We start from the raw sequence: 2,021 nt of genomic DNA on the forward strand, positions 1-2,021 counted from the left end.
TTTGTATATATTGTAGGTTCGTCAAATCTAGATATATTCTCAAATTCTGCTAAGGTCTGGTAAGTTGTTAATATCGTTTTACTATTTTCATATGATGTATCAAATACATCACTATTCACAGTAGTTTTATCTTCATATACTCCAACTATTTTTAACTTTAGATTTTTATTTCCTTTAGCTTCATTTAATATATTTATTTCATCACCTAAGTTTAAGTAATTATAATTTAAGAAATCCTCTGTTACTATACATTCGTTATTGTATTTAAATAGTCTACCTTCCTTTATATTTATTCCATTTAGTTTATATTGATTGCTTCTAGGGCTGTATCCTATAATATTACCATTCGTCTTACTCTCTACTTCATATACTCCATTGCTACTAGTTTCATGTTTATCATCTCTTAGTCCTTCAATATATCCTCGCATTCTACCAGTAAATATAGCTTCTTTAACGTACTTAGAATCTGCAAAATCAAAGTAGTCTTTTATAGTAGGTTCATAATCTCTTATTGATAGACCACTTAATGCACCTTCAACAAGCTTTTCTTGATTAATTTTAATCTGTACCTCTGATTCAAATCTTTGTTTATACCTTGATACAACTACACTTGTACTCGAATTAATTGCAATCGCTACAGCTATAGAATAAATCATGGGTAAAACTACAATTATATAAAAAAAACTACGTACTTTGTTTCTAAATAAATTTTTAATAGATTTTTTTAAAATATACACTTCGTGTCTCCTCTTACTTACCAAACTATCTTCTTTAAGATAGTAATTTATATTGAATTATTATTCTTTATATTCTTTAAAAGCAAGATAAAAAGTAGATCCTTTATCCTCTTCACTCTCCACCCATACAAATCCATCACATAATGTACATACATGTTTAACTAAACTAAGCCCTATACCATATCCATCTTTATTTAGTTCATTTATTCTAAATCTATCATAAAATATTTTTTTCATATTAGATTTGTTAATACCTATACCATTATCCTCTACTGAGATTACTACACTTCCCTTTTTATTTTTTACGTTTACATGTATCTCTTTACCATCTCCATACTTTATTGCATTATCCAGTAAATTTGATATCCCTCTATATATCCATTTTTCTTTACCATATATACTTGTGTTATCATCTTCATCAAAATCAAAACTTAATTTCTTATATATTTTTGTATAGTTATCACATACTTGTGCACAGATAAGGGCTATATCTATCTCGTGCATATCATCATTATTATTTACATCACTAATTGCAAGCACATCTTCTACACTATCTGATACCTTATCAAGAGTTAGCAGCAGCTCTTGATCTTTGTTTATTTCTAAGCTTGTCCTCAGAATTGCAATAGCATTTTTTTGTTCATGAGTTAGGTATGAATTTAATCTTTTATAATCTTCTATATGAGAATCAAACTTATCCTTTAATTCTTTATAGACCTTTGACATTATAGGATCTAAACTTAAAATTTCCTCTTCATCTTTTATATTTTTTATATTATTAGCTATTTCTAGCCTCTCTTTAAGTTCTAATCGATTTAATATTATTAATAGTAAAAAATTTGATATAACTATAAATATAAAAAATATTATTGTTGCCATGTTAAATTTGCTATCAAGTTTGCCTTTAACACTATCTTCTATTTCTACATCAGGAATTATATACCCTCCATCCACAACTGTTTTGTAGTCGTCCATAGGCTTATCTATCACCATAGTACTATCTTGCATCCCAATCAAACTGTATCTTCCATTTGCATCAAATATATTTGTAATAAATTTTGCGCCAATAATAAATATTATAAATGTGATAATAGAATATCCAATTAGTATCAGAACCTTCTTATCCCTTATTCTTCGCATATTGAATATCCTATTCCTCTAGTCGTAATTATTATATCTTTACCTGATACTTCCTTTAATTTCTTTTTTAGCCTAGCTATATGTACCCTTAGTACAGATGATAAAGGATCAAAGTATTCATCATATACATGCTCAGCTATATCT

At 27.3% G+C, this 2,021-nt stretch carries 3 protein-coding genes; all 3 read right to left on the reverse strand.

Annotated elements, in window-relative coordinates:
* Positions 1–737 (reverse strand): ABC transporter permease (locus CHL78_RS20030; protein WP_199534140.1); only part of this gene is annotated, 737 nt, incomplete at its 3' end.
* A gap of 60 nt (positions 738–797) precedes the next feature.
* A complete protein-coding gene (locus tag CHL78_RS20035; RefSeq protein ID WP_094368838.1) occupies positions 798–1,877 on the reverse strand; it encodes a sensor histidine kinase in 1,080 nt (359 codons plus the stop codon).
* Positions 1,865–2,017: a winged helix-turn-helix domain-containing protein gene (locus CHL78_RS21540; protein ID WP_274541873.1), complete on the reverse strand. Its 153-nt coding sequence runs from the start codon at positions 2,015–2,017 to the stop codon at positions 1,865–1,867. The genes CHL78_RS20035 and CHL78_RS21540 overlap by 13 nt, the downstream gene beginning before the upstream one ends.
* Positions 2,018–2,021: the final 4 nt, after the last annotated feature.

Source organism: Romboutsia weinsteinii, from assembly GCF_002250835.2.
Lineage (GTDB): Bacteria > Bacillota > Clostridia > Peptostreptococcales > Peptostreptococcaceae > Romboutsia_A > Romboutsia_A weinsteinii.